Source organism: Ruegeria sp. E1 (assembly GCF_056534225.1).
The window spans coordinates 14,032-36,099 of record NZ_JBQFPE010000011.1; the positions used below are offsets into that span (position 1 = coordinate 14,032).

Sequence of the window (22,068 nt, forward strand, 5' to 3'; positions counted from 1 at the left end):
GTCCCGAAGGCGGCCTCCCGATCCGAAAACCGTGTCTTAGAAAACGCCCCCTTGATTGAGGCCCTTTCTAAGACAGGTTCGGCTGGACCCGGATTTCTCCGGACCCAGCCAAATTTTGCGGCGCATCAGCGATGCACCTGTCGGTTGGCTTAGGCCAGCTCGACTTCGGCGCCAGCTGCTTCCAGCTTGCCTTTGACTTCTTCGGCTTCGTCTTTCGACACGCCTTCTTTGATCTTGCCGCCAGCTTCGACCAGTTCTTTGGCTTCTTTCAGGCCCAGACCGGTGATGCCGCGAACTTCTTTGATCACGTTGATTTTCGAAGCGCCGGCGTTCTTCAGAACGACGTCGAATTCGGTTTTTTCTTCCTCAGCTGCGCCACCGGCGTCGCCACCGGCTGCGACCATTACGGCGCCGCCAGCTGCGGGCTCGATGCCGTATTCGTCTTTGAGGATGGTTTTCAGTTCTTGTGCTTCCAGCAGGGTCAGACCCACGATGCTTTCTGCGAGTGCTTTCAGATCAGCCATTTTATCAGCTCTTTCCGTTTACAGTGTGTGTTCCAACGTCAGGGGCAATTCCCTACGCAGATCATTCAGTGCCAACCGCTTACGCAGCTTCCGCCTTCTCTTCGATGGTGGAAAGGATGCTTGCGATATTGCTTGCAGGTGCGCCAATCGCGCCGGCGATGTTCGAAGCAGGTGCGCCAATGCAGCCCACGATCGAAGCAATAAGCTCCTCGCGAGACGGCATTTTCGAAACTGTTTCGACGCCTTTGCGGTCCAGAGCGTTCTCGCCCATTGCACCGCCAAGGATTTCGAACTTCTTGTTCTCCTTGGCGAAGTCCTCGGCCACCTTGGCTGCTGCCACGGGGTCCTCGGAATAGGTCAGAACGGTCATCCCTGTCAGCAGGTCGGCCATGCTTTCACACGGCTTACCCTCAAGGGCGATTTTGGCGAGCCTGTTCTTGGCAACACGCACGGCACCACCCGCGTCACGAGCACGTGCGCGAAGGTCCTGCATCTCGGCAACTGTCAGACCGGCGTAGTGAGCAACCACTACGACGCCAGAGCTTTCGAAGATTTGGCCGAGTTCCTCGACCACTTTCTCTTTCTGGGCTCTATCCACAGTTCTCTCCAAGTTAGGGGCGATACCTCACCCCGGCTCATATTTGCCGAGGGGTTAACCCCGGCGTTCAGGTCCGTTGTTACGGGATTGGCCAAAATGCGCCCGAGGATCGTGACCCTCAGAATTCTTTGGTCTTACCCGTCTCAGGCAGGGAATTAAGGGGCCATATGGCACCACCCACCGTCTTGGACGAAACGAAAGAAAGCGCACGACGAATCGCACGCTTTGTTCCGCAGGTCTACTTAGGGCAGATGGGCGGGGTTTCCAAGAGGTAAATCGCGTCGAACTTTCGAAATGCCGGGCATCCAGTTGGTTCGGCGTTTGACCACTATTGTCCGTAATTCGGCAGACATGATTGTGCAATAATGTCAGATGACATCTTTCGCGTTTTGGCCGAGGTTCCAACTCAGATCAGATACACGCTCAGAGGAGCCTGACACATGTGCCGAATTGCCGCCTATTCCGGGCCCAGCATACCGCTGGAAAACATCATCGTAAAACCGCGTCATTCGCTTCTGGAACAGAGCCAACATGCCAACGAGGCAAAGCTGGCCGTGAACGGTGACGGCTTTGGCATGGCTTGGTATGCCGATCAGGTACGACCCGGTCTTTACCGTGATGTTCTGCCAGCCTGGTCCGATGGCAACCTGAACGACCTGTGCCGGATGATCCAATCGCCGCTATTCCTTGCGCATGTGCGCGCATCCACCTTTGGCGAGGTTTCGCGGTCGAATTGCCACCCTTTCACCTTTGGAAAATGGTCCTTCATGCACAATGGCCAGATCGGGAATTTTGCCCGGCTGCGCAGACGGTTGGAAACAACCCTTACGGATGAGCTGTATGTGGCAAGACGCGGCTCCACAGATTCCGAATTGCTGTTTCTTCTACTGCTGGCCAATGGTCTGGAGGTTTCTGTGATCGATGCCGTTGAAAAGACGCTGCACCAAATCCTATCGCTGGATGTCGATCGGAATGAACCAGACCGAATGGCCGTCGCACTCTCGGATGGCACGACCTTGTATGCGTTTCGCTATTCCTCGGATCAGCGCAGCCCCAGTTTGTACTTTGGAGAGGGGTTGGATCACGGTGGCAAAGTGATCGCGTCAGAGCCTTTGGATAAAGGAACCGGTATCTGGACCCCGATAGAAGAATCCGGGTTCTTTACGCTGAAAAACAATGTGGCGCACCACATTAGCCTGACATTGGAATAAAAAAGAAAGGGCAGCCTCGGGAGGCTGCCCAATACAATTCATAGCATAGCCGCAGGGCTTATTCGCCCGATGCAGCCGCCACATCCAGCGTCACGCCGGGGCCCATGGTCGAGCTCAGCGCGATTTTCTTCATGTAGGTGCCCTTGGCGCCCGACGGCTTTGCCTTGGCCACAGCCGAAACAAAAGCGCGGACGTTTTCGGCCAGCTTGGCTTCGTCAAAGGACGCTTTGCCGACGCCAGCGTGCACAACGCCACCTTTTTCCGCCTTGAACTGAACTTCGCCGCCCTTGGCTGCTTCCACGGCCGCTTTTACGTCCATGGTCACAGTGCCGACCTTGGGGTTCGGCATCAGGTTGCGGGGGCCCAGAACCTTACCCAGACGGCCAACGACAGGCATCATGTCCGGGGTGGCAATGCAGCGGTCGAATTCGATGGTGCCGCCCTGAATGGTTTCCATCAGGTCTTCTGCGCCAACGATATCCGCGCCTGCTTCTTTCGCTTCGTCGGCCTTGGGGCCACGCGCAAACACAGCAACGCGCATCGCTTTGCCGGTGCCGTTCGGCAGGCCGACAACACCACGAACCATCTGGTCTGCGTGACGGGTGTCAACGCCCAGGTTCATCGCGATCTCGATGGTCTCGTCGAATTTCGAAGTTGCGTTGGCTTTGACCAGGGCAACTGCTTCTTCAACCGACAGGTTTTCCTTGCCGGCGACAGCTTCGCGCGCAGCGCGGGTACGTTTACCGAGTTTTGCCATCTTACTTCACCTCGATGCCCATAGAGCGGGCCGAGCCCAGGATGATCTGCATTGCGCCTTCGACGTCGTTGGCGTTGAGATCTTTCATTTTGGCTTCGGCGATTTCGCGAACCTGCTTGGAGGTCACGGTGGCCACGGTCTCACGACCGGGGTTTTCCGCACCGCGGGGACGGTTACGCTTGCCAACCGGCTTCAGACCAGCCGCTTTTTTCAGGTAGTAAGACGCGGGCGGCGTCTTGATGTCCATGGTGAAGGACTTGTCCTGATAGTAGGTGATCACGGTCGGGCAAGGTGCGCCTTGCTCCATATCTGCGGTCTTGGCGTTGAACGCCTTGCAGAATTCCATGATGTTGATTCCGCGCTGACCCAGCGCCGGACCAACTGGCGGCGACGGGTTCGCCTGACCTGCAGGAACCTGCAGCTTCATTGTACCAGCAAGCTTCTTGGCCATTTGGTTTCTCCTTGCTCAACTCTTTCTGGTCGCGACCGGAAAGATATGTGTGATGTGGTCCGATCCGGTGCACGCGTGCGCCTCGTCTCCCACAGGGATTGCTGCCTTTGGCAACAGAGCTGGGCCATACTAGCGTTGCGCCGGGATGGCAAGCATTTTTACGCACGCCCCCGCTTGCCCGAACCTAAGCTTGAAATGGCGGCGTAACACCGCCAGAATTCTAAAATGTGCACCGAAAACCGGGTCGGATGCGCCCTCAGGACTTTCGGTATATGCGACATGTCAGACAACCCGCAGCGATCAAAGAAGATAGATGCCCTGATCGAGTGGATGGCCAACGGGGCCAGACCCGCCGCCAATGCGGTGGACATTATCGAGGGCATTTGCACGCGCCTGCTTGATGCGGGTGTTCCAATTGACAGGTTTGGTCTGTTCATCTGGACCTTGCACCCGAACCTGACCGGGCGGCGGTTCATCTGGAAAACGGGCGGCGGCGTTGACCGTTTCGATGCTCCGTCTCAGATTTTCACTACCGAAATCTATACTGAGAACCCTCTGCCACATGTCATTGAACGCAGAGAACCCATCCGCCGCCATCTGGAAGATCCGGATTGCCCCGAGGATTACATCATCGTCGGAGAACTTCGCGAGCAGGGGTTCACCGACTACCTGGCGCAACCGCTCATCTACATCAACGGCGATACACATGTGTGTACATGGTCCAGCGCCTCGCCCGGCGGGTTTTCAACTGAAGACCTGACCGTCCTGGAGAGGGTTCGCGGCCCGTTGGCGCGGCTGACCGAAGCGTACATGTTGAGGCTTGATGCAACATATCTTCTGTCGACCTATGTCGGTCGCAACAGCGGAGCGCACATCCTGGACGGCAAAGTGCATCGCGGCGATGGCGATGAGATCGAGGCCGTCATTCTGTTTGCCGATCTCAAAGGGTTCACCCAGCTCTCTAACTCGGTTTCAGGCGGCGCGCTTGTCCATCTGCTGAACGATACGTTCGATTGTCTGGTTCCGGCAGTTATGGACCACGGGGGTGAGATACTAAAGTTCATGGGCGACGGTTTTTTCGCCATATTCCCCACAAGCGAAGCCCTGCCACCCGACACGCAGATCAGGGCCGCCAATTCGGCGGTGCGCGCTGGCTGCGACGCGCTGAATGCCGCAGATTTCGGCAACAAGCTTGGCGTTCGAACGGCGATTCACCATGGCCGTTTTCACTATGGCAATATCGGCGGCGGGGACCGTCTGGATTTCACCGCGATCGGTCCGGATGTGAATTTGACAGCACGATTGGTCGCAGCCGCAACCGAGTTGAATTGCGACAACGTATTGTCAGAGGCTGCCGCAGCGATACTGCCTGAACCATGCGAAAGGGTTGGGACCATATCCCTGAAAGGGTTTGGACAGGATCAAACGGTCTGGAAGGTCAGAGACGTGACGTAGCAGAAAGACCGTTCACCCCTGCGCCGGGGGCACGGCCCGCTGATAGAGATGCCAAGTGGTGTGGCCGAGGATCGGCAATGTGATGATCAGGCCCAGAAAGGCCGGGGCCAGCGACAGAATCATGGTGATCGTGATGATCGCAGCCCAGCCCAGCATCACCACCGGGTTTTCCGCCACAACGCGGATCGACGTCACCATGGCGGACACGAAATTGATTTCCCGGTCAAGCAGCATGGGCATGGCGATGACAGTCACCGAGAATAGGGCCGCCGACAGGATCGCGCCGACACAGGTGCCGATCGCAAGGAATGTCCAGCCTTGTGACGTGGTAAAGACAATGTTCAGAAACCCGTCAAAGTCCGAGAAGGATACGTTTTGCAGCGTGATCGCCAGCCAAAGCCGGACCTGATAGATCCACACCCAGAAAATGAACAGGGTGACAAAGGCCATCCAACCCATCTCGCGCTTGCGCTGATTGGCCATGACGGTCAGGATGTCGGACCAGCCAAAAGCCTCGCCCTTCTGCAATCGGCGGGACATTTCATACAGCCCTGCGGCCGCAAAGGGTGCGACCAGCGGAAAGCCGACGATGGCGGGAATGATCATCCAGATCTTGCCAAGCCAAATCAGAGCCCAGACCAACACGATCCCGAACAGTGCATAGAACAGGCCAAAAAAACCGCTTAAGACCGGACGCGCCAGAAAGTCAGAAACCCCGGCCTTCAGCGACGCGACGATATCATCCGCGGTCACCTTGTTGATCTCGGGCATCGCCTGTGGCGGTGGCGTGGAACCCGCAGTTCTGGGCGTCATCACATGGTCCTCCACCCAGGAATGTGCAGCAGCGGGGGCGTGGGGGCAAGGGCGTGTGCGGCAGAGAGGTTTGCATGGGTCACAAAAAACGCCGCGCTGCTTTGGGCAACACGGCGCAATTCTGTACGACGAAAAGCGTTTTAGCTTTGTTTCGTGACCTGCGTGAAGTCCAGTTCGACCGGGGTTTCCCGGCCAAAGATCGAGACCGAGACTTTCAGCTTCTGGTTCTCGTCGTCCACGCCTTCGACCATGCCGTCGAAATCCTCGAACGGGCCGTCGTTGACCTTGACCTTCTCGCCAACTTCAAAGCTGATCATCAGCTTGGGTGCTTCTTCGCCTTCCTGAACGCGGTTCAGGATCTGGTTCACCTCGGCGTCGCGCATCGGCATCGGACGACCTTGAGGGCCCAGGAAACCGGTGACGCGGTTTATCGAGTTCACAAGGTGATAACCCTGATCCGACATTTCCATATGCACCAGCACATAGCCGGGCATGAAACGGCGTTCGGTCGTGACCTTCTTGCCCCGGCGCACTTCAATCACCTCTTCGGTGGGGACCAGAACCTCGTCAATATCGTCCTCAAGGCCCTGTTCAGCCACCGACGTGCGGATCTGCTCTGCGATCTTCTTTTCGAAATTCGAAAGAACGCTGACCGAGTACCACCGTTTCGCCATGAACCTGTCGTCCTTGTTTGCCTTTGGGCCGCGACTGCGCCCGTCGTTGAAATTCTGTCACGTCACCCGGAATAAAAAGCGGCGCGCGGTCCGAATCGCCGCACGCCCATTCCGAATAGTCCCGCGTCACCTACTAGCACATTGCATGAGGTGCAAGGGGGCAGTGCCGCCTCAACCGGCCTAGCTGAACGCGCCCAGCACCAATTGCAGACCGCCGCGAATGCCCAGATCGACAAGCGCAAAGAACACTGCCGTCAGCGCCGCCATGATGAACACCATCACAGTGGTCAACAACACCTCGCGCCGGGTTGGCCAGACGACCTTGGAAACTTCGGCGCGGACCTGCTGAATGAACTGGATCGGGTTTGTGGTGGCCATGAGGCTTGATCTCTCTGCTAGCGGATGGGCCGGACATAACCGGGCATTGCGGCAATTTCAAGGGTGCTCAGGGCTTAGGCCTGTCATCCCATTCATCGTTCAGGATGCGGCGCGAGTCGCCTTCGGGGTCGTCATACTGGTTCGAGCGCACGGTATAGACAAAGGCCACAAGGCCAACCCCGCCCAGAAACAGGGAAATCGGGATCAGATAGACCAGAACTTCCATGGCGTTTACCTCAGCCTCAGCGCGTTGAGCGACACGGTGATCGACGAGGTCGACATGGCCAAGGCTGCGATCAGCGGAGTTGCCAGGCCAGCCACGGCCAGAGGCACCGCGATCACGTTGTAGACGGTCGCGATGCGGAAATTCTCGCGAATCCGTTTGGTGGCCTTGATCGCGGTATCGCAAGCATCGGCAATGGGGGACAGGTCATTGCCCAGCAGTACGATATCGGACGCCACCCGCGCCGCATCCAGCGCCGAAGCCGGAGAGATCGAGACATGCGCCGCCGCCAGCGCCGCCGTGTCGTTCAGCCCGTCGCCCACCATCAGGACGCGATGGCCCTGATCGGTCAGCGCCTGCACCTTGGTGGCCTTGTCCTGCGGCAGGGCCTGCGCGATCCAGTTTTCGATGCCCAGCTTGCCAGCCAGCGCGCGCACCGCGCCTTCGGTATCGCCCGAAATCAAGATGACCTCTTTGCCCGCCTTGCGGAACGCGGCGACAGCCTCGGCCGCGCCAGCGCGCAGGCTGTCGGTAAAGGTAAAGCGCAGGGGCGCTTGCGATCCGATGGCGAGCCACGCAGAGGTCTGCGCGCCATCATCGCCGCCGACCCAGGCCGCACGGCCCAAACGGACGCGTTGATCACGATACAGACCTTGGGTGCCATAGCCGGGCACCTCGACCACGTCGCGCAAGGCAGCTGGTTTGATCCCGGCGTCGCGCGCTGCATTTGCAAGAGCCAGCGACAAGGGGTGCGAAGATGCCTCGGCCAGCGCCAAAGCGACTTCGAGGTCAGCGCGGGAGTGATCGCCCAGATTGGTCAGTTCGGGCGTGCCCGAGGTCAGAGTTCCGGTTTTGTCGAACACAACCGTATCGACCTCGGCCAGCCGTTCCAGCGCAGTGGCGTGTTTGATCAACATGCCATTGCGGAACAACCGCCCCGAGGCTGCAGTCGTCACCGCAGGCACCGCCAGCCCCAGCGCACAGGGGCACGTGATGATCAGAACGGCGGCGGCGATGTTCAGCGCGGTGCGGATATCGCCAGAGTAGATGTACCAGCCCAGAAAGCTGAGCGCTGACAGGATATGTACCCCGGGCGCATATAGCTTGGCCGCCTTGTCCGCCAGTGACGTGTACCGCGAGCGGCCTGATTCTGCGATGGCCACCAGATCGGCCATACGGTGCAGCGAGGTATCTTCGCCCACCGCCGTGGCGCGGATGGTCAGGGGGCCGGTCAGGTTGACCTCACCGGCGCTGACGGCCAGTCCTTCCTGCGCGAATACGGGCAGGGTTTCTCCGGTCAGCAACGATCGGTCGAGTTCGGATTGGCCCGAAACAATCTCTCCGTCCACCGGCATTCGGCCGCCGGGGCGGACAAGGATCAGGTCGCCAACATTCAGCGTGGCGACGGCGACCTCTTCCTCGACGCCGTCTGACAGGCGGGTGGCGCGGGGCACTTCCAGCGCGGTCAGTTCTTCGGCCGCGGAACGGGCAACAGCGCGGGTGCGATAGTCCAAGTACCGTCCGGCCAGCAGGAAGAAGGTCAGCGTCAGCGCGGCGTCGAAATAGGCGTGTTCCCCACTGAGCGCGGTCTCCCAAAGCGATGTCACCAGCGCCAGAAGGATCGCCAGCACGATGGGCACGTCCATGTTCAGGCGGCGCACCCGCAGGGCGCTCCAGGCATTGGCAAAGAAAGGCTGTGCCGAAAAGGCAATCGCAGGCAGGGCAATCGCTGCCGATATCCAGTGGAACATGTCGCGGGTCGCATCCGAGGCCCCCGACCATACCGACACCGACAGCAGCATCACGTTCATCGAGGCGAACCCGGCCACGGCCAGTCGCATCAGCAGATCCCGCCCGGCTTTGTCTGACTGGGTGGCGGACAGCGCGCCGGGGTCCAGCTCGTGCGCCTCGTATCCTGCACCTTCGAGAACCGGGATCAGATTGGCGGCCGTCACATGCGGCCCGGCTTTGATCATGGCGCGCTTGAGGGTCAGGTTGACGCGGGCATCCTCGACACCGGGCACGGCGTTCAGGGCGCGTTCAACGGCTGCGATACAGCCCGAGCAGTGGATGCCCGGCAAAGACAGCGCGATCTGCACGTCGACAGGCACAGGCCGCGCCGGTTCCGCCGGGGCCGCGATGCAGCCGGGGCAGGCTGCGGTGCTGTGGGTGGTCTGCGCCGTCACATCCCTAGCCTTTCACAAAAAGCGGGATGCGTTGGGCGAACTCGGCCCCGTCGCGGTCCTTGGCCAGCAGGCGTATATTCCAGTTCCCTGCGCCCAGTTGTGCAGGTGTGGAATAGGCGGTGCCATCAAAGGTGAACTCGGGCGAGAAATCTTCTTGCACATGAGTCGCGCGGCCCACAACGGCCTGCAACTCGGCCACCTTGACCGGCGCGCCGGTCTGATCGGTGATGCGCAGGATCAACAGGCCGCCGGTAACCTCGGCGTCGATTTGCCATCCCAGCGCCTGCTGTTCCTGAAGGCGTTCGTTAAACTCCTGACTGGCCACATACGAGTTCTTGACCTCAAGCCCCGGAAAAGTTTTGACCGCGTTGTAGGCCAGAACCATGTTGACCGCGATGATCACACCAAAGGCGCCGACAAATACTGCCAGGGCGTGTTTCCCCGTGAATTGACGTTCCGCCATGTTCAGTTCCCCCGTCCGTTGAACGTGGTATCCTTATACGCGCGCTCGCCGCTTTCCAGATCCTCGACCCAGATCCGCACCGATGTCGAATCCGCGCCAGCAGGTGCGGTATCCGGTGCTGCAACAATATACACGCGCGTCAGTTGCGCGGTATCTGCTGCAACAGTCACCGTATCACCCTCGACCCCTTCGATCTGGATCTGCAAGGCGGGGCTTCCGACCAGCGACAGCTGGAACGGGCGCTCTTCGCCGTGCTTGTTGCGCAGGCGCACATCATAGGTGTTGCGGATGGTGCCATCCGACAAGGTCACAAATGTCGGATTGCGCACCGGCGCGACCGTCAGATCGATATCCGAGCGGATGAACAGCGCAAAGAGCAGGGCAAACCCGACCAGAGCCCAGAGCGCCGTATACATAATCGTGCGGGGCCTGAAGATGTGTGTCCAGACGTTCTTGGGCGGCTGACCGGCGCGTTCATTGGCCTCATCACTCAGCGCCATATAATCGATCAGGCCACGCGGCTTGCCGATCTTGGCCATCATGTCGTCGCAGGCATCGATGCACAGCGCACAGGTGATGCATTCCAACTGCTGCCCGTCGCGAATATCGATCCCGACCGGACAGACATTCACGCAAGCCATACAGTCGATGCAATCGCCCAGTTCGCTGTCAGCCGTTCGTTTGCCCTTGCCGCGCGGCTCACCCCGCCATTCGCGGTAGCCGACGACCAGCGTGTCCTCGTCCATCATGGCCGCCTGAATCCGGGGCCATGGGCAGGCATAGATGCAGATTTGTTCGCGCGCAAAGCCCCCAAACAGGAATGTAGTGCCGGTCAGGATCAGTATCGTGGTGTAGGCTACCGGATGCGCGTTGCCTGTCACCAGATCGCGCGCCAGCGTCGGCGCATCGGCAAAGTAGAACACCCACGCGCCGCCGGTGGCCAGCCCGATCAGAAACCATGCCACCCATTTCGTCAGCCGCAGGCGTGCCTTGCGGAAATCCAGCTTTTTCTGCCGGTGTAAACGCAGGCGCGCGTTGCGGTCGCCTTCGATCCAGCGTTCGACCAGAATATAGAGGTCGGTCCAGACCGTTTGCGGGCAGGCATAGCCGCACCAGACTCGACCCAGCGCCGAGGTGAACAGAAACAGGCCCAGCCCTGCCATGATCAGAAGACCGGCAACGAAATAGAATTCATGCGGCCAGATTTCGATCCAGAAGAAATAGAATCGCCGATTGGCCATATCCAGCAAAACCGCCTGATCCGGCAGGCTTGGCCCACGGTCCCACCTGATCCAGGGCGTAATGTAATAGATGCCCAATGTTATGCCCATGATGATCCATTTCAGGTTACGAAATGGACCGTAAACCCGTCTTGGGAAAATAGGCTCCCTGGCCGCGTAAAGGCTGGGGGCGGGGTCGGAATCGCTCACGGGGTTGGCTCCGGATATGGCTGTTTTGCAGGCGACTTTTTCCAGATCATACACCGGTCAACTTTGATTTGGGTCAAAAGCGTATCGAAAAGGCACCTTTTGTCACACCTGACGCGCCTGCCGCTTGAGCCAGCCCAGAAAGGTCTTTACCGCAGGTCTTTGCGGCGTTTGTGGCGTTACGATGTGGTATCCAGCGGCATCGGGCTCGGAATGAAGTTCGACGATGCGCCCGCTGAGGATATCCTGCTCGACGAAATGTCGCACGGTCACAGTCACGCCCTGCCCCGCACGCAGCCCGTCCAGAACCAGATTGCCCGGCATTGCAATCCGTCCGGCCCCCGGCTGCATTTCCGCCCCACGCCGGGATAACCACGCGGACGCCTCGGTGGTGCCGATTTCCTCGAGCCACGGCAATTGCGCCAGTTCTGCCGGGGACCAGTTGGTTTTGCCGCCAAGCAGTTCAGGTGCCGCCACGATGACCATCGGGGTCTGTACCAGCATCTGCGCATCGACGCCGGGCCATCCGCCGGCCCCATAGCGGATGGCAATATCCACACCGCCGGGGCGCAGGTCGACAACTTCGGGCGAGGGGTCCAGAATAAGGTCGATCTCGGGGTGTTCGGATCGGAACGCCGGAAGCCGTGGCATCAACCAGGACGCCGCAAAGGACGGGGTCAGCGATATATGCAAAGGCCGGTCCGAACCGGTGCGCACCAGCTCGTTCACCGCCGCCCCGATCGATCCGAAACCCAAGAGCAGCGCGCGCGCCAGATGTTCACCCTCGGTCGTCAGGGTCAGGGTCTTTCCGCTGCGGTCCAGAAGCGCGACGCCCAGATGCGATTCGAGCGCGCGCAATTGCTGGCTGATGGCAGCGTGGCTAACATTCAGCGCAGCACCGGCCCGGGCCACATTTTTCTTTTCGGCGAAAGCCGCAAAAGCCCTGAGCGAGGCCAGAGGTGGCAGAGACAACCAATCCATATGTAATCCTGACTTACATATGGACAGAGTAATTGAGTCGCAATTCAACCGTCAACGGTGAATTCTAAGGGCAATCGTCCAATCGGAAAGGAGACCGTCATGCTTACGATTTATGCCAAGTCCTTCATGACCGCGACCAGACTTGATGCCCCGCATATCCGCGACGCGCCCAAGCCGAGTGCCCCCAAACGTCGTTGGCTGCCAGTCGGTCATTGGTGGTTGCAGAATAAGCGCGATATCGATTTGTGCGATCTGTGATAAGGTGCACGTCACCGAAACAGGGCGTTGGCCCAATCCGGGAAAATCGGCACCGGCTGTTCAGGAAACGCGCGAACAGATGGAACAGCCGGTACCGCAGCCTCTGGGCGACGTATCGCCCAGAGGTTTTCTTTGACCCTTACTGACCACCGCCCAGCTGGTGGACATAGGCCGTGACCGCCCGGATCTGCGCCTGGGTCAGGCGGTTTTCCCAAGCGGGCATCACGCCAAAGCGACTGTTGGTCACGGTCTCGGTCAGCGCCTCTTCGCTGCCGCCATAAAGCCAGATCGCATCGGTCAGATTCGGGGCCCCCTGTGTGATGTCGCCTGCGCCGTCCTCTCCGTGGCACACCGCGCAATTGTCTGCAAAGACAACCTGCCCAGCTTGCGCCGCCGCATCGTCGGTTTGTGCATTGGACAACGACATCACGTATTGGACCACCTGCTTGATCTCGTCATGTTCGAGGATTTCACCAAAGGCGGGCATCTCGGAGTAGCGGGCATCGTCGCTTTCCTCGTTGCGGATACCATGCGCGACCGAATACTCGATCTCTTCCATCGTACCACCCCAGAGCCACGCGTCATCCAGCAGGTTCGGGAAACCCGGCGCACCCTGCGCGCCCGAGCCGTGGCACTGTGCGCACCATGTCCGGAACACCGCGCCGCCTGCGTTTACCGCATATTGCTGCAGCTCGGCATCCTGCGCGATGTCATCCAGCGAGGTTTCCACCAGCTTGGCATTCCAGGGCGCGTTGGCTTCTTCGAAGGCAACCATCTCTTCTTGCACGAGGCCGCGGGACGACCAGCCCAGCACGCCCGCCGTTGCCGACTGAACCAGCGGCCACGCGGGATACATGATCGTGTAGATCAGGCCCCAGAAAATCGTGGCGTAGAAGGTCCACAGCCACCAGCGCGGCATCGGGTTGTCGAATTCTTCGATACCGTCCCAGCTGTGGCCCGTGGTATTCGGATCGCCCGGCTGTTTATCATGTGTCTTGCTCATTGCCGCGCCTCCTTGGATGTGGCGGGTTTGTCTTGCTGGGGTGCGGGTGCATCAACATGCCGGAAGGGAATGTTGGCGGTGTCCTTGTATTCCTTGCTGGCACCGGGACGGAAAACCCAGATCACGATGCCGATAAAGAACACAAAGAGCAGAAGCAGCATCCAGCTGTCAGCGAACTGTCGCAGGATTGTGTAAAGTTCCATCACACCCTCCTTAGCGGTTTGCGTCCGGGGTGAAGGTCGAGAAATCGACCAGCGTACCCAGCATCTGCAGATAGGCCACCAGCGCGTCCGCTTCGGTCAGCTCGGGCTGGCCGTCAAAGTTGCGCACGCTGACCTTGTCGCCATAGCGTTCCAGCAGTCCGTCATAGTCGCTGTCGGGATCGGCCTGCGCCCGGAAATCCGCCTGCGCATTTGCCAGCATCTCTTCGGTATAGGGCGTGCCCACAACCGCGTTCGCTGCCATGATGTCACCGATATACTTGCCGTCCAGCTTGCGGTGTTCGAGGAAGCCGTATTTCGGCATCACCGATTCCGGCACCACAGATTGCGGGTCACGCAGGTGGTCCACATGCCACTGGTCCGAATAGCGACCACCGACACGCGCCAGATCGGGCCCGGTGCGTTTGGACCCCCACTGGAACGGGTGGTCATACATCGACTCGGCCGCCAGCGAGTAGTGGCCATAGCGTTCAACCTCATCCCGCATCGGGCGGATCATCTGGCTGTGGCAGACATAGCAGCCTTCGCGCAGATAAATCTCGCGCCCTGCCATCTCCAAGGGGGTGTAGGGGCGCATCCCCTCCACCTTTTCGATTGTGTTCTCAAGGTAGAACAGCGGGGTGATCTGCACGAGGCCACCGATGGTCACGACCAGAAAGCTGAAGATCAGCAGGAGGGTCGCGTTGGTCTCGAGGATCTTGTGTTTGTCGAGAATTGCCATTGCTCCGGCCCTCCTTATTCAGCCGGGACCGCGACGGTCAGGCTGGCCTCTTTGGCCGGTGCCTTCCGCACAGTCATCCACAGGTTGTAGCACATGATGACCGAGCCAGCGACGAACATAACGCCACCCAGAGCACGCACCACATACATCGGGAACTTGGCCGCCACGGTGTCGGCGAACGAGTTCACCAGGAAGCCGTTGGCATCCACTTCACGCCACATCAGGCCTTCCATGATACCGGTGACCCACATCGACGCGGCGTAGAGCACGATGCCGATGGTGGCGAGCCAGAAGTGCCAGCTGACCATCTGCAGCGAATACAGACGCTCACGCTTCCACAGGACGGGCACCAGATAGTAGAGCGCACCAAAGGTGATCATACCGTTCCAGCCCAGCGCACCGGAGTGAACGTGACCGATGGTCCAGTCGGTATAGTGGCTGAGAGAGTTCACAGCGCGGATCGACATCATCGGGCCTTCGAAGGTGGACATGCCGTAAAAGCCGACCGAGATCACCATCATCCGGATCACCGGGTCTGTGCGCAGCTTGTCCCATGCGCCCGAAAGCGTCATCAGACCGTTGATCATGCCACCCCAGGACGGCATCCACAGGATCACCGAGAACACCATGCCCAGCGTCGAGGCCCAGTCGGGCAGCGCGGTATAGTGCAGGTGGTGCGGACCGGCCCAGATATACAGGAAGATCAGCGCCCAGAAGTGGATGATCGACAGCTTGTAGCTAAAGACCGGACGCTCGGCCTGTTTCGGGATGAAGTAATACATCATGCCCAGGAAACCGGCAGTCAGGAAGAAGCCCACAGCGTTGTGGCCGTACCACCACTGGATCATGGCGTCCTGGACACCCGACCAGACGATAACAGATTTCGAACCCCAGATGCTGACCGGGATGGTCATGTTGTTGACCAGATGCAGCATGGCGACGGTGACGATAAACGCCAGATAGAACCAGTTTGCCACGTATATGTGGGGTTCTTTCCGTTTGATGATCGTGCCGAGGTAAACCGCCAGATAGGCGACCCAGACAACGGTCAGCCACAGATCGACATACCATTCAGGCTCGGCATATTCTTTCGACTGCGTACCGCCCAGAATATAGCCTGTCGCGGCCAGAACGATGAACAGCTGATAGCCCCAGAACACGAACCATGCGAGGTTGCCGCCCCACAGGCGCGCGGCGCTGGTGCGTTGAACCACATAGAACGAGGTTGCGATCAAGGCGTTGCCACCAAAGGCAAAAATCACTGCCGAAGTGTGCAGCGGGCGCAACCGGCCAAAGTTCAGATAGCCCTGCGCCCATTCGAAATTCAGCGCCGGAAAGGCCAACTGGAACGCAATGAAGGTTCCGGCCAGAAACCCGACAACGCCCCAGAATGCGGTGGCGATCACGCCATAACGGATGACGTCATCCATGTATTCGCCCGAGCGATCTGTAAGTATATCTGGCTCATCGGTGTTTCTAAGCGTCCAGATGAACAATCCTGCGGCGATAATCATCACCAGAATCGCATGTACCTGATACGCCAAATCCCGTGCATAGTTGGACCCTATGGCAGCAAACAGCACCACAAGACCAAGCACGATCAGCTTGATGTAATTCGACATATTGCGTCCCTTTGCCTTACCCCGCGCGAGTCGCTTGTCGCACGAAGCCTTTTTTGCTGGCTGCCGTTCTGTCCGACGACAGCCTCTGCTGCTTTGATCTGTGTCAAGACAATAGCCTGATTTCTGTGACACGCATAAGGAATTGAATACGTTGCGTGGTTGCTTGCGACCAAACGCCCGAACACATGAGGCCGATATGGCGTACAAATCCCTTCTTACGGTCATGACCGAAACCAAGACCGCGCAGGCGGCGCTGTCGCAGATGGTGGCTCTGGCCGAGGCGCAGGACGCCCATGCCGAGGCGCTGTGCCTGGGCGTCGACCGCAGCCAGACCGGATATTACTATGCTGGCGCGAATGCCCTGATCCTTCAGGAAACCCTGAGCCGCGCCAACGCCGAAGCCGAAGAGCTGCTGGGCTTTGCCAATGAGGTTCTGGGAAAATCCGGTGTCCGCTGGTCTTCCGAAAGCGGAGTCGCGCAGATCGCCGACATTGGCCGCCACGTGGCCCATCGGGCGCGGTTTTCTGATCTTGTCGTGCTGCCGCAGCCCTATGGCAAGGACCGCGGCGCCGAGGCAGAACCGATCATCGAGGCCGCCATGTTCGAAGGACACGCGCCGGTTCTGGCCGTCCCTGACGAGAGGCAGCCATTTTCAAAACCGCGCACCGCTCTGGTCGGCTGGAACGAAAGTGCCGAGGCGATGCGTGCCATCCGCCTTGCGCTGCCGTTTCTGACACAAACCGATCTGGTCAGGATCGTCGTGATCGATCCTCCGCGCCACGGGCCCGACCGCTCGGACCCCGGCGGGATGTTGTCGCAAATGCTGTCTCGCCACGGAATCAAATGCGAGATCGACGTGTTGAGCAAAACCATGCCGCGCGTCTCGGACATCCTGAACCGCCACGCCGCCGATACCGAGGCTGACATGATCGTCATGGGTGCCTATGGCCATTCGCGTTTCCGCGAAGCGATTCTGGGTGGCGCAACCCGCAACATGCTGGAACAGGCAGCGGTGCCGGTGTTTATGGCGCATTGATGGGGGTGATGACCCGCCTGCTTTATCCGTCGCGACCGGGCTCGCTTGGGTTGTTGGAGAACAGCGCGATCTTGTTGCCCTGCGGGTCGCGGAGGTAGCCAACATAGAATTGAGGGCCGTAGGCGTCGCGAAAACCCGGTTGCCCCTCGTCATGACCCCCTGCGGCAAGTGCGGTTGCATGAAGGTCTCGCACTTGTTGCTGGTTTCGCGCTTCAAACGCGACCATCGCCCCATTCCCGGTCGATGCAGCGCCTCTGTCAAACGGGCGTTTGACGTAAAATTCGGGCAAAGCCGACAGCTGGCCCGGCTGTACGGGCAGCGAGTAGCTCAGGTCTCCGTGGTAATATTCCAACTGATAGCCAAGCGCAGGCAGGAACGCCGAATAGAACCGTTCCGCAAGGGCAATATCGTCGACACCAACGGTAACATAGGCGATCATTCCGGAAGCTCCCGCTATTGAGGCCATCAGGCCCTTCGACCAGACGGCAAATCGGATCTCAAGCCTTCCGCACCAAACCGATCAGGAACAGCAGGATTACCGCACCAACGGTTGCAAAGAATATCTGCGAGAACAGGCCGCCGCCGACAGCAAAGCCCAGCGCCGGAAAGATTGTACCCGACAGGAATGCGCCGACCACGCCGACGACGATATTGCCGATCAGGCCGAAGCCGCGCCCTTCCATGATCTTGCCGGACAGCCAACCGGCAATCGCGCCGATGAGCAGCATGAACAAAATTCCCATAGTCCCCTCCTGAACTCTGTTTTACCGGCACCGGCCAAAGCGCTGCTCAGACCAGAAAACCACCGTCTGTATCGTCGCCTGCCTCTTCCATCAGCCGACCCATATCGGGGATAGTGACGTGGCGTTTGCCTTGCAGAAGGATCACCTGATCCTTTTTCAGCGCCGAGATCTGACGGCTGACAGTTTCCAGCGTTAGCCCCAGATAGTCGGCCATTGCCTCACGCGTAAGCGGCAGGTCGAACACGATGGGGCCGGACATGCCCCGTTTGTGGACCGAGGCATCCCTGCGGGCGATGATCGACAGCAGGCTGGCGATCTTTTCCCGCGCCGTCTTGCGCCCCAGAACCAGCATCCATTCCCGTGCGGCGTCCAGTTCGTCCAATGTCATCTGCAACAGACGATGCGCGATATGCGGCGTTGTCGCCATCAGCTCTTCGAACGGTTTCTTGCGGAAACAGCACATTACCAGATCGGTGGTGGCCTGCACGTCATACGGAGCCGAGTCGCGCCCCGGGCGGCCCACGAAATCGCTGGGCAGCAGCAGACCGACCATCTGGGTGCGCCCGTCCTCCATCGTTTGCGTCAGCGACGCAATGCCGGAAACGACCGAGCCGACAAACCCCATCTGGTCGCCCGACCACAGGATCGTCTGGCCTGCCTCGAAGCTGCGGTAGTATTTGATGCCATCCAGCAGCTCAAGCTCGTCCTTCTCGCAATGCGCGCAAACCGCCCTGTGTCGGATCGGGCAGGCGTCGCAGTTCGAGTGTTCGTGCAAGGTTTTGAGTGTCATTCGCGTTTCCACTTGATCTCGGTCAAAGTACCCGAGCGTCTGAGCGTATACCCGGTTCAATATGATAGCAAAACGGCAATTGGCAAAGCTTGGACTATTTGACGCGAAAGTACCGCGTTATACAAGCTATCCCACCGCGCCTCACTTCAACAATGATGTGGGCGCGTCTCTTTTTGGTGACTGGATTTCCGGGCTGACCCCCGGCAGCGAGGTGTCGCTTTACATCCATGTACCGTTCTGCCGCAGGCTGTGCTGGTTCTGCGCCTGCCGGACCCAGGGCACCCAGACCGACAATCCGGTCATCGCCTATGTGGATGTGCTGAAGGCCGAGCTTGACCTGTTGGCTGAGCGCCTGCCCGAGGGCGTGACCCTGTCGCGCTTGCATTGGGGCGGTGGCACCCCCACCCTGCTGAACCCCGACCTGATGCGCGACCTTGCCGGGCGGATTTTGGAAACGATTCCGCTTGGGCCGGATGCCGAGTTCTCGGTCGAGATTGATCCCAACGAGATTGACGAAGCGCGTCTGGATGCGCTGGCCGAGGCCGGGATGAACCGGGCATCCATCGGGGTGCAGGATTTCGACGATGAGATTCAGAAAACCATCGGGCGCATTCAGGGCTATGATACCACCCGCAACGCGGTCGATATGATTCGGGCGCGCGGAATTGCAAGTCTGAACGCCGATATTCTGTATGGTCTGCCACATCAGACCAAATCCCGGATGACCGAAAGCGTGCAAAAGCTGCTGTCGCTGTCGCCCGACCGGGTTGCGCTTTATGGCTATGCGCATGTGCCGTGGATGGCCAAGCGCCAGCAGTTGATCCCATCGGATGCGTTGCCCACGCCCGAACAAAGGCTGGAGTTGTTCGACACCGCGCGGCGGCTGTTTCACTGGGACAACTACGCCGAAATCGGTATCGACCATTTCGCAACGCAGGATGACGGGCTGACCCACGCCCTGCGCGCCGGTCGGCTGAAACGGAATTTCCAGGGCTATACCGACGATCAGGCCCCGGTGCTGATCGGGTTGGGGGCCAGCTCGATCTCGCGCTTCCCCCAAGGCTACGCGCAGAACGCGCCTGCCACATCCGCGCATATCAAGGCAATCCGCGAGGGGCGATTTTCCACATCGCGCGGGCATTTGTTCAAAGGACAGGATGTTTTGCGCGCGCGTCTGATCGAGGCGCTGATGTGCGATTTCCGCATCGATACCGCCGAAATTCTGCGCGATCACGATATCACCGCTACGGCGCTGCGCCGGATGTATGACGATGCCAATGCCGCGTTCGAGGGGTTGCTGCGTGTCGATGACAGCGGGCTGTATATTCCGCCCGAGGCGCGGGCACTGACCCGGATGGTTGCGCGCAGCTTTGACGCCTATGACCTGAGCAAGGCGGGCCATAGTTCGGCGATCTAGATCGGCGCGGGGGCTTGACGCGGCCCTTTGATTTTCTCCACACTCGGGATGTAGGGCGCGTTGCCGCCCTGCGGCCCGAGGCAGGCCATCTTGCAGACAGATCGTGTCGGCGCATATGCGTCGCGCAGCCCCTTTCGCGCAGCCATTCTGCAACCTGAAAGAGGGACAGCACCTATGCGCGTTTTCACCGTCCTCGGCCCCAGCCAATCGGGCAAATCCACTCTGGTCGAGGCCATCAGCCGCCTCGACGGGCGGCCCACCACATTCGATGTTTCCGGAACCGTGCATTTGCACGGTTTTTCTTATCTGGACGAACCCTGGTGCGCGATCGACGTAGACGGCGGCGGCGATGCACTGGCCTATGTCGGCCCTGCCATGGCAATCTCGGACGCTGCTGTTGTTGTGGTTCCACCTGATCCGGACGCGGCAGTTCTGTGCGCCCCCTATCTGCGGCTGGTGGAAGAGGCGGGCATTCCCTGTTTCCTGTTCATCAACCGGATGGACAATCCCAATGGGCGCATCCGCGATATCATCGCCGCGCTGCAAACCTACTGCACCCACCATATCGCCCTGCGGCAGGTGCCGATCCGCGAAGGCGACACAATCATCGGTGCAGTCGATCTGATTTCGGAACGCGCATGGAAGTATCAGGAAGGCCAGCCCTCGGCCCTCATTGAACTGCCCAAATCGGTCGAGGATCGCGAGCAGGAAGCGCGCACTGAGTTGCTGGAAACCCTGTCGGATTTTGATGACCACTTGCTTGAACAACTGATCGAGGACAAGCAGCCCCCAAGCGCCGAGGTTTATGATCTGGCCGCACAGGTTCTGCAGAACCACCAGCTGATCCCGGCTTGCCTTGGCGCGGCCAGCCACGGCAACGGGCTGACCCGTTTGATGAAAGCGCTCCGCCACGAAGCGCCCGAGTTTGACATCGCTGCCGGTCGGGACGAGGCCGAAGAAAGCGCCCGTGCCATCGCAGGGTTTGCAGATGTCAAAAAGCACATCGGCAAGATCATCGTTCTGCGCGGACTGGGCGACGGGGTCAAAGCACACGAAGCCCTGGGCGGCGAGACGGTTGGCAACCTGACATCGCTGGACGCCAAAACCCAGATCGGCGCGCTTGAGGCCGGGCAGATCGGGCTGGCGGTCAAATCCGACCACCTGAACCCCGGCAACCTCTATGACAGTAAATCCGCAACGCCTTTGCCGGAATGGGCCTCTGCGCATCCGGTCGCGCATCGGCAGGTTGTCTCTCCGGCGCATGAGCGTGACGATGTGCGGTTGTCCAACGCGCTCAGCCGCATGGCAGAGATCGACCCCGGCCTGCATCTGGAACAGGATGAACTAAGCGGTCATGCCGTTCTGGGTTCGCAAGGTCCACAGCATATGCGTCGGGTCTCGGCCAAACTGGCCGAAGATTTCGGGATCGAAATAGCAACCGAACCGGTTGAGACCGCCTATCGCGAAACCATCCGGTCGGCGGTTGAACATCGCCACCGCCACCGCAAGCAATCGGGAGGTGCGGGACAGTTTGCCGATGTGGTGATTTCCGTGGCCCCTCTGCCGCGCGGATCGGGCTTTCAGTTCGAAGAGGTCGTCAAGGGCGGCGCGGTGCCCAAGAATTATATCCCCTCGGTCGAGCACGGCGCACAGGATGCTCTGGTGCAGGGCCCCGAGGGGTTCCCGGTTGTGGATGTCAAAGTTACGCTGAGCGATGGCAAACACCATAATGTCGACAGTTCGGACTATGCCTTCCGCACAGCCGGAAAGAACGCAGTGCGCGAGGCGCTGCCCGAGGCAAAGCCCGTGGTTCTGCAACCGATCCTGAACGCGGAAATCCACCTGCCATCAGACTTTGTGGGCGATCTGGTTCCGACGATCAGCACCTTGCAAGGTCAGGTTCTTGGGTTTGAAGGCAACCCCAATGCCTCGGGCTGGGAGATTTTCAACGCCATGCTGCCCGCCGTAGCCGAGGATGAGTTGCACCGCACCCTTGCCAGCGCCACGCGCGGGACGGGCTGGGTGAAGTTGAAATTCGACCACTATGAGGAACTGCGCGGCCCGGTGCCAAAAGCGGCTAACCGCGAAAAGGCCAACGCCTGACGGAATCGTAGGG

At 59.6% G+C, this 22,068-nt stretch carries 25 protein-coding genes; 6 read left to right on the forward strand and 19 right to left on the reverse strand.

Annotation, left to right across the window (positions count from 1 at the left end; genetic code table 11):
* Nucleotides 1-149: 149 nt before the first annotated feature.
* Both rplL and rplJ read right to left on the reverse strand, forming a co-directional pair.
* A complete protein-coding gene (gene rplL / locus ACR0FG_RS14415; protein WP_010441182.1) occupies nucleotides 150-524 on the reverse strand; it encodes a 50S ribosomal protein L7/L12 in 375 nt (124 codons plus the stop codon).
* A gap of 79 nt (nucleotides 525-603) precedes the next feature.
* Nucleotides 604-1,122, reverse strand: a complete 519-nt coding sequence (gene rplJ / locus ACR0FG_RS14420; protein ID WP_209252870.1) for a 50S ribosomal protein L10 — start codon at nucleotides 1,120-1,122, stop codon at nucleotides 604-606.
* 440 nt (nucleotides 1,123-1,562) lie between these two features.
* Between rplJ and ACR0FG_RS14425 the strand changes: the two genes are divergently transcribed.
* Nucleotides 1,563-2,333 (forward strand): class II glutamine amidotransferase, encoded by a 771-nt coding sequence (locus ACR0FG_RS14425; protein WP_480893685.1) that lies wholly within the window; start codon nucleotides 1,563-1,565, stop codon nucleotides 2,331-2,333.
* A gap of 58 nt (nucleotides 2,334-2,391) precedes the next feature.
* Here ACR0FG_RS14425 and rplA read toward each other — a convergent pair whose 3' ends face one another.
* Both rplA and rplK read right to left on the reverse strand, forming a co-directional pair.
* Nucleotides 2,392-3,090, reverse strand: coding sequence for a 50S ribosomal protein L1 (rplA, locus tag ACR0FG_RS14430; protein WP_480893686.1), 699 nt, complete (start codon nucleotides 3,088-3,090; stop codon nucleotides 2,392-2,394).
* Nucleotide 3,091: 1 nt separating this feature from the next.
* Nucleotides 3,092-3,541, reverse strand: coding sequence for a 50S ribosomal protein L11 (gene rplK / locus ACR0FG_RS14435; protein ID WP_037314971.1), 450 nt, complete (start codon nucleotides 3,539-3,541; stop codon nucleotides 3,092-3,094).
* 279 nt (nucleotides 3,542-3,820) lie between these two features.
* Here rplK and ACR0FG_RS14440 point away from each other — a divergent pair, with 279 nt between their 5' ends.
* Nucleotides 3,821-4,996, forward strand: coding sequence for an adenylate/guanylate cyclase domain-containing protein (locus ACR0FG_RS14440; protein ID WP_480893687.1), 1,176 nt, complete (start codon nucleotides 3,821-3,823; stop codon nucleotides 4,994-4,996).
* A gap of 12 nt (nucleotides 4,997-5,008) precedes the next feature.
* Here ACR0FG_RS14440 and ACR0FG_RS14445 read toward each other — a convergent pair whose 3' ends face one another.
* The 8 genes from ACR0FG_RS14445 to ACR0FG_RS14480 form a co-directional block, all read right to left on the reverse strand.
* Nucleotides 5,009-5,809, reverse strand: a complete 801-nt coding sequence (locus ACR0FG_RS14445) for a DUF2189 domain-containing protein (RefSeq protein WP_480893688.1) — start codon at nucleotides 5,807-5,809, stop codon at nucleotides 5,009-5,011.
* A gap of 140 nt (nucleotides 5,810-5,949) precedes the next feature.
* Nucleotides 5,950-6,483 (reverse strand): transcription termination/antitermination protein NusG, encoded by a 534-nt coding sequence (gene nusG, locus ACR0FG_RS14450; protein WP_170415591.1) that lies wholly within the window; start codon nucleotides 6,481-6,483, stop codon nucleotides 5,950-5,952.
* Nucleotides 6,484-6,663: 180 nt separating this feature from the next.
* Complete coding sequence (gene secE, locus ACR0FG_RS14455; protein WP_170460241.1) at nucleotides 6,664-6,861, reverse strand: preprotein translocase subunit SecE; 198 nt, start codon at nucleotides 6,859-6,861, stop codon at nucleotides 6,664-6,666.
* Between the two features lie 67 nt (nucleotides 6,862-6,928).
* Nucleotides 6,929-7,087: a cbb3-type cytochrome oxidase assembly protein CcoS gene (gene ccoS, locus ACR0FG_RS14460; protein ID WP_170714623.1), complete on the reverse strand. Its 159-nt coding sequence runs from the start codon at nucleotides 7,085-7,087 to the stop codon at nucleotides 6,929-6,931.
* Nucleotides 7,088-7,092: 5 nt separating this feature from the next.
* A complete protein-coding gene (locus ACR0FG_RS14465; RefSeq protein ID WP_480893689.1) occupies nucleotides 7,093-9,270 on the reverse strand; it encodes a heavy metal translocating P-type ATPase in 2,178 nt (725 codons plus the stop codon).
* A gap of 4 nt (nucleotides 9,271-9,274) precedes the next feature.
* Entirely contained in the window at nucleotides 9,275-9,733 is a 459-nt protein-coding gene (locus ACR0FG_RS14470) for a FixH family protein (RefSeq protein ID WP_480893690.1), read from the reverse strand.
* A 2-nt stretch (nucleotides 9,734-9,735) separates the two neighbouring features.
* Complete coding sequence (gene ccoG, locus ACR0FG_RS14475) at nucleotides 9,736-11,163, reverse strand: cytochrome c oxidase accessory protein CcoG (protein ID WP_480893691.1); 1,428 nt, start codon at nucleotides 11,161-11,163, stop codon at nucleotides 9,736-9,738.
* Nucleotides 11,164-11,265: 102 nt separating this feature from the next.
* Nucleotides 11,266-12,141 (reverse strand): LysR family transcriptional regulator, encoded by an 876-nt coding sequence (locus tag ACR0FG_RS14480; RefSeq protein WP_480893692.1) that lies wholly within the window; start codon nucleotides 12,139-12,141, stop codon nucleotides 11,266-11,268.
* A gap of 99 nt (nucleotides 12,142-12,240) precedes the next feature.
* Between ACR0FG_RS14480 and ACR0FG_RS14485 the strand changes: the two genes are divergently transcribed.
* On the forward strand, nucleotides 12,241-12,399 hold the full coding sequence (locus tag ACR0FG_RS14485) for a hypothetical protein (RefSeq protein WP_480575725.1): 159 nt from the start codon (nucleotides 12,241-12,243) through the stop codon (nucleotides 12,397-12,399).
* A 139-nt stretch (nucleotides 12,400-12,538) separates the two neighbouring features.
* On the opposite strand, the gene ccoP is transcribed toward ACR0FG_RS14485, so the two are convergent.
* Genes ccoP through ccoN form a run of 4 tightly spaced genes read right to left on the reverse strand, consistent with a single transcriptional unit; the run spans nucleotide 12,539 to nucleotide 15,966 of the window.
* Nucleotides 12,539-13,402: a cytochrome-c oxidase, cbb3-type subunit III gene (ccoP, locus tag ACR0FG_RS14490; RefSeq protein ID WP_480893693.1), complete on the reverse strand. Its 864-nt coding sequence runs from the start codon at nucleotides 13,400-13,402 to the stop codon at nucleotides 12,539-12,541.
* Complete coding sequence (locus ACR0FG_RS14495) at nucleotides 13,399-13,605, reverse strand: cbb3-type cytochrome c oxidase subunit 3 (protein ID WP_170714598.1); 207 nt, start codon at nucleotides 13,603-13,605, stop codon at nucleotides 13,399-13,401. Before ACR0FG_RS14495 ends, ccoP begins: the two co-directional genes overlap by 4 nt.
* A 10-nt stretch (nucleotides 13,606-13,615) precedes the next feature.
* Nucleotides 13,616-14,344, reverse strand: a complete 729-nt coding sequence (gene ccoO, locus ACR0FG_RS14500) for a cytochrome-c oxidase, cbb3-type subunit II (protein ID WP_170714596.1) — start codon at nucleotides 14,342-14,344, stop codon at nucleotides 13,616-13,618.
* A 14-nt stretch (nucleotides 14,345-14,358) separates the two neighbouring features.
* Nucleotides 14,359-15,966: a cytochrome-c oxidase, cbb3-type subunit I gene (ccoN, locus tag ACR0FG_RS14505; RefSeq protein ID WP_170714592.1), complete on the reverse strand. Its 1,608-nt coding sequence runs from the start codon at nucleotides 15,964-15,966 to the stop codon at nucleotides 14,359-14,361.
* Between the two features lie 196 nt (nucleotides 15,967-16,162).
* Between ccoN and ACR0FG_RS14510 the strand changes: the two genes are divergently transcribed.
* Nucleotides 16,163-17,002 carry a universal stress protein gene (locus tag ACR0FG_RS14510; protein ID WP_480893694.1) on the forward strand — a complete coding sequence of 280 codons (840 nt, stop codon included), beginning with the start codon at nucleotides 16,163-16,165 and terminating at the stop codon, nucleotides 17,000-17,002.
* Between the two features lie 22 nt (nucleotides 17,003-17,024).
* Here ACR0FG_RS14510 and ACR0FG_RS14515 read toward each other — a convergent pair whose 3' ends face one another.
* Genes ACR0FG_RS14515 through fnrL form a run of 3 tightly spaced genes read right to left on the reverse strand, consistent with a single transcriptional unit; the run spans nucleotide 17,025 to nucleotide 18,535 of the window.
* Complete coding sequence (locus tag ACR0FG_RS14515) at nucleotides 17,025-17,441, reverse strand: VOC family protein (RefSeq protein ID WP_480893695.1); 417 nt, start codon at nucleotides 17,439-17,441, stop codon at nucleotides 17,025-17,027.
* Between the two features lie 58 nt (nucleotides 17,442-17,499).
* The gene (locus tag ACR0FG_RS14520; protein WP_480893697.1) at nucleotides 17,500-17,745 is read right to left on the reverse strand and encodes a GlsB/YeaQ/YmgE family stress response membrane protein; all 246 of its coding nucleotides are present in this window, start codon (nucleotides 17,743-17,745) and stop codon (nucleotides 17,500-17,502) included.
* Between the two features lie 46 nt (nucleotides 17,746-17,791).
* The gene (gene fnrL / locus ACR0FG_RS14525) at nucleotides 17,792-18,535 is read right to left on the reverse strand and encodes a transcriptional regulator FnrL (RefSeq protein WP_480893698.1); all 744 of its coding nucleotides are present in this window, start codon (nucleotides 18,533-18,535) and stop codon (nucleotides 17,792-17,794) included.
* Nucleotides 18,536-18,596: 61 nt separating this feature from the next.
* Between fnrL and hemN the strand changes: the two genes are divergently transcribed.
* On the forward strand, nucleotides 18,597-19,952 hold the full coding sequence (gene hemN, locus ACR0FG_RS14530) for an oxygen-independent coproporphyrinogen III oxidase (protein ID WP_480893700.1): 1,356 nt from the start codon (nucleotides 18,597-18,599) through the stop codon (nucleotides 19,950-19,952).
* A 174-nt stretch (nucleotides 19,953-20,126) separates the two neighbouring features.
* Entirely contained in the window at nucleotides 20,127-22,055 is a 1,929-nt protein-coding gene (locus tag ACR0FG_RS14535) for an elongation factor G (protein ID WP_480893701.1), read from the forward strand.
* Nucleotides 22,056-22,068 lie beyond the last annotated feature (13 nt).

Coding starts and splice junctions, on each gene's coding strand:
- ACR0FG_RS14425 (WP_480893685.1), top strand. CDS start 1,563: ATGTGCCGAATTGCCGCCTATTCCGGGCCCAGCATACCGCTGGAAAAC.
- nusG (WP_170415591.1), bottom strand. CDS start 6,483: ATGGCGAAACGGTGGTACTCGGTCAGCGTTCTTTCGAATTTCGAAAAG.
- ccoO (WP_170714596.1), bottom strand. CDS start 14,344: ATGGCAATTCTCGACAAACACAAGATCCTCGAGACCAACGCGACCCTC.
- ACR0FG_RS14515 (WP_480893695.1), bottom strand. CDS start 17,441: ATGATCGCCTATGTTACCGTTGGTGTCGACGATATTGCCCTTGCGGAA.
- secE (WP_170460241.1), bottom strand. CDS start 6,861: ATGGCCACCACAAACCCGATCCAGTTCATTCAGCAGGTCCGCGCCGAA.
- ACR0FG_RS14520 (WP_480893697.1), bottom strand. CDS start 17,745: ATGGGAATTTTGTTCATGCTGCTCATCGGCGCGATTGCCGGTTGGCTG.
- ACR0FG_RS14440 (WP_480893687.1), top strand. CDS start 3,821: ATGTCAGACAACCCGCAGCGATCAAAGAAGATAGATGCCCTGATCGAG.
- ACR0FG_RS14495 (WP_170714598.1), bottom strand. CDS start 13,605: ATGGAACTTTACACAATCCTGCGACAGTTCGCTGACAGCTGGATGCTG.
- ACR0FG_RS14510 (WP_480893694.1), top strand. CDS start 16,163: ATGGCGTACAAATCCCTTCTTACGGTCATGACCGAAACCAAGACCGCG.
- ACR0FG_RS14480 (WP_480893692.1), bottom strand. CDS start 12,141: ATGGATTGGTTGTCTCTGCCACCTCTGGCCTCGCTCAGGGCTTTTGCG.
- rplL (WP_010441182.1), bottom strand. CDS start 524: ATGGCTGATCTGAAAGCACTCGCAGAAAGCATCGTGGGTCTGACCCTG.
- rplK (WP_037314971.1), bottom strand. CDS start 3,541: ATGGCCAAGAAGCTTGCTGGTACAATGAAGCTGCAGGTTCCTGCAGGT.
- ccoP (WP_480893693.1), bottom strand. CDS start 13,402: ATGAGCAAGACACATGATAAACAGCCGGGCGATCCGAATACCACGGGC.
- fnrL (WP_480893698.1), bottom strand. CDS start 18,535: ATGACACTCAAAACCTTGCACGAACACTCGAACTGCGACGCCTGCCCG.
- hemN (WP_480893700.1), top strand. CDS start 18,597: ATGATAGCAAAACGGCAATTGGCAAAGCTTGGACTATTTGACGCGAAA.
- ccoS (WP_170714623.1), bottom strand. CDS start 7,087: ATGGAAGTTCTGGTCTATCTGATCCCGATTTCCCTGTTTCTGGGCGGG.
- rplA (WP_480893686.1), bottom strand. CDS start 3,090: ATGGCAAAACTCGGTAAACGTACCCGCGCTGCGCGCGAAGCTGTCGCC.
- ACR0FG_RS14485 (WP_480575725.1), top strand. CDS start 12,241: ATGCTTACGATTTATGCCAAGTCCTTCATGACCGCGACCAGACTTGAT.
- ccoN (WP_170714592.1), bottom strand. CDS start 15,966: ATGTCGAATTACATCAAGCTGATCGTGCTTGGTCTTGTGGTGCTGTTT.
- ACR0FG_RS14470 (WP_480893690.1), bottom strand. CDS start 9,733: ATGGCGGAACGTCAATTCACGGGGAAACACGCCCTGGCAGTATTTGTC.
- ACR0FG_RS14535 (WP_480893701.1), top strand. CDS start 20,127: ATGCGCGTTTTCACCGTCCTCGGCCCCAGCCAATCGGGCAAATCCACT.
- ACR0FG_RS14445 (WP_480893688.1), bottom strand. CDS start 5,809: ATGACGCCCAGAACTGCGGGTTCCACGCCACCGCCACAGGCGATGCCC.